A 3,870-nucleotide genomic window follows, 5' to 3' on the forward strand; every position below is an offset into this window, starting at 1 on the left:
GCCCCTCGGCACAAGAACGGCCCTCGCATGAGGGAAGACAAGAGGGAGGGCCTGTACGCCCCTCCGAACAAACGAAGCCCTCGGGACAGCTCGATGGCTCATCCAACCGGCATGGGCGCCCACACCGCCGCTGGCAGAGCAGGCCTCGCTCGCAGGCGGCATCCTGACTGGTGGCGAGCACCGTGCATATCTCTCCCTCCTTTCTCTCTCCAACGAGCGAGCAGATACGGACCTCGGCCTTCCCGCTCGCGGTCTTGAGCGGAACACAGGAAAAGCCTTCCTCGCACTGCTGGTCCGTCATGCAGGTGCTGTCCAGACAAAGGAACTTCCGGGATGGGCCCAGGATGAAGCATCCGAGCGGGGACTCACAATCCGCATCCGTCTGACAGTCGTGCCGGTAGGTCAGAAGAGACTTCCTCACCTCGAAGGAGAGCATCGGGATGGTGTTCGCGGACCGAGGCACTGACTCGCTGGACCACGACTGGCTCATCAAGAGCAAGCCCACCAGCGGCAAGGGCAGCAGAAGGCACAAGACGACAAGCGCCATACGCTTCATGAACCGCTCCACCCAGACTCACTGTGGCACCAGCTGCGCTGGAAGAGGACATTCTCGCGGACAGCTTCCCGCATGGTCATCCTCCTCGCCGCATAGCTCCAACCACTCCTCTTCATCGAGTGGACATGATTGATACTTTGAATTGAGCTGCGTGAGGTTCTCGTGGAAGGTCTTCTGGACGTAACCCTCCTTGCCCCAGGTAGACGGACAGGCTGTCCCCAAGAAGAGCAACAGCGCCCACGTCATGAGTCGTCTGGTCATGGCCGCCCTCCGCTGAAAACGGACCGTATCCCAGCATGATCGTTCCTCGCGGACAACGCTCTCCTGTCCGCCCCATGACCTGCTAGGTTCAGTGGCCGGAGGAACCTCCCGAGTGACCCTGGCCCTGCCGCGCCGTGCCCTCTGTCTGCTGCCCTTGTTGGGTGCCGCCCCGGCGGCGGCCCAGCCGCGTCTGCTCTCCGGCCCCGAGCTGAAGGCGCGGCACGTCGTGCTCCCCGACAGCGCCACCGCGCCAGTGCCCACGGTGCGCCTCGCCCCCGACTACCACACGGTGCTGGAGTTCGATGCGTCGATCGATCCGGACTCCCTCTCCGTGGAGGGGCGCGAGGAGCGCTTCGCGTTGGTGGAGCCCACGACCCGGCTGGTGGTGCTGCGGCCGGCACGCCCCCTGCCCGAGGACAGGCCCCTGCTGCTCAAGGTGGGCTTCGCCGATGGCCTGCCGCCCTCTCACGCCACGCTCGCGCTCGTCCCGGCCACCCAGCAGCAGGTCGATGTCCAGGTGCGGGTGATACGCCAGCCGCGCTCGTTCTCGGCGCTCGAGTCCAGGCTGGAGGAGGTGCTCGCCCGGTGCGAGGCGGGCAGCTTCGTCAAGCTGGCGCTCTCGGGCGAGCTGATGCAAGAGGGCGTGACGTGGGAGCGGCTGGAGCTCGTGCCTTCGCGGAGTGAGGTGACGGTCTCCACGCAGGATGTCTACCGCACCCGCGCCCATACCGTGGTGGTCGCCGGGCTCACGCTTCCTCCGGGCGTCCGGCCCTGGGCCCCTGGTGAGGCCTCGCTGCTGGACGCGAAGGGCCGCGTGGTCCGGCGGCTGCCCGTGTGGATGGACGGAACGCGGCTCCGGCCAGGAGAGAAGCGCTCCCTCGCAGTGGAGGTGGAGCGGCCCTCGGAGGACACGGACCAGCGCTGGGGCCTGGAGTTGCGCGAGCGGGATGGCGAACGCGGCGTGTCCCTCACCCCCTTCAATCCCTGAGGTGAAAACCCATGCGGGAAACAACTCCCACCCTCCGGCCCGATGCATTGCCCCCGGGAACGGAGGTCGGCCACTGGTGCGTCGTGGAAAAACTGGGCGTGGGCGGCTATGGCGCCGTCTACCGGGTGGTGGACCCCCATCATCCCGGCGTCCCCCTGGCCCTCAAGCTGGCCCTGCGCCCCGGAGATGTCCGCGCCGAGCGAGAGGTGGTGCTGTTGATGGACAAGGCCGTCCACCCCCACGTGGTGCGCTTCCACGGCTGCGGGCGCTGGCCGGACCCCATCGAGGGTCACACCTACCACGTCATGGATCTGATCTCCGGCCCGCCCCTGGACGTGTGGGCCGAGACGCTCAATCCCTCCTTCCTCCAGTTCACCGCGGCGGGGGCGAAGATGGCCCTGACGTTGGGAGAGCTCCATGCCCGGGGCGTGGCGCACCGGGACATCAAGCCCGAGAACATCCTCATCCGTGAAGCGGACGGAGCGCCGATCCTGGTGGACTTCGGCATCGGGAGCTACAAGGGCGCGGCCTCCCTCACGCCCACGCCGCTGCCGCCGGGCACCGCGCACCTGCGCAGCCCCGAGGCCATGCGCTTCTGGCTGGAGCGGGACAGCCACGCCGGCGAGACGTACGAGGTGGGCGCCGCGGATGACCTGTACGCGCTGGGGGTGAGCCTGTACCGGGCCGTGACGGGGCACTACCCCTTCAAGCCCGAGGTGCTGGGAGACCTGCTGGCGCTGGCGATCGTGGACCGACGGGTGCACGCGCCCCGGGACTTCAACCGCCGGGTGCCCAGGGCCTTGAGCGACGTGCTGTCGCGCATGTTGGCCAAGGACCCGGAAGCGCGCTACGGCAGCGGGGCGGAAGTGCACGAGGCGTTGATCGCGGCGGCGACCTTCGGTAAGCGCGGGGAGTGGGAGGCGAGCCTCTTCGAATGGGAGCACGGGGGCATCCGCCGGCCAGCCTTCCCCACCCGGCCGATGACGGTCACCGGCCCCCGCTTCCTGCTCGTCCCAGGTGGCTCCTCCGCCGGGCGGCGGGGAAGAGGTGGACAGGCCGGGGCGCTCGCGCCCGCCCTGGAGGGGCGCCGGGGACAGAGGTTGGCACTCCCGGGTGGAGCACTGGCGGTGGCGCTGGGGCTCGGCCTCGCGCTGTCCGGCCTCTGGGCAGTGCCCCGTCACTCCGCGTCCGGGGACCTCACGCCTGGGAGCGGCGAAATGGCGCGGGCGCCGGAACTCCCGGATGCTGGGTCAGCCGCGGCTCCCTTACCTCTGGAGTCAAACCCCGCGGCTGCCGCCCTCGCGGAGGCACGAGCGACGAAAGGCACCTCCTTGAAGAAGCCCCAGCAGAAGACCCCTGGCGAATCCCCGCCGCAGCCTGGCTCCGTGGGCAGACTCCTCGGGACCACGACCTTCTGCGTGGGTCTGGCGTGCGCCGGTGTGCAGGTGCGCCCCCCGCGCGACAGGGTCTGCCCGGCCGAGTCGCGCGCCGTGATGAAGGAGCTCGGCCTGGACTGGAAACTTGGCCCAATGGTCATCACCGACATCAAGCAGGGCCCGCCAGGGCCGACCGAGGCGGAGACACACGCCATCGTCCGCTCCGGCCCCATCACCAGCATGTCGGAAACAGCCTATGGCCAGTTTCCGGAGGGCACCCTGTTCTTCGGCGAGCTCTTCACCGAGAGCACGAACGTCTACGGTTGGTACGACCGGGCCCGCACGCCCGACGGGAAGACGTACCGCGTCTGCTTCACCGTGGGGAACCACGCGGAAGACGGCCTGGAGAAGCTCCCGGGCTCGCGACCGGGCGCCGTCCACATCTCCCGCGCGGTGCCCATCACCGCCGTCAAGCGCTTCGTCTTCAAGGAGCCGCCCAGGCCGGAGCCAGAGCTGGAGGACTAGTCCTTCGCTCACCGTGCATCGCGGCGGGCCGCGAGTTCCTGCCCCTGCTCCATGAAGTCCGCGAGCACCGGCCAGTGCTCGCGGCAGAACGCCAGCTCCTTCTTCGGGAACGGAGCGAGCGACAACAGCGTGAGGAGGATGAAGCGGACCTCGCGCTCGGGGTC

General features: G+C 68.8%; 2 protein-coding genes. Both read left to right on the plus strand.

The window, feature by feature from the left end:
* The first annotated feature begins 929 nt into the window (after positions 1-929).
* Entirely contained in the window at positions 930-1,805 is an 876-nt protein-coding gene (locus VF794_RS33750; protein ID WP_331117234.1) for a DUF2381 family protein, read from the plus strand.
* An 83-nt stretch (positions 1,806-1,888) separates the two neighbouring features.
* The gene (locus tag VF794_RS33755) at positions 1,889-3,706 is read left to right on the plus strand and encodes a serine/threonine-protein kinase (protein ID WP_331117235.1); all 1,818 of its coding nucleotides are present in this window, start codon (positions 1,889-1,891) and stop codon (positions 3,704-3,706) included.
* The last annotated feature ends 164 nt before the right edge of the window (positions 3,707-3,870 follow it).

This window comes from Archangium sp. (assembly GCF_036389735.1).
In the GTDB taxonomy this organism is placed as follows: domain Bacteria; phylum Myxococcota; class Myxococcia; order Myxococcales; family Myxococcaceae; genus Archangium.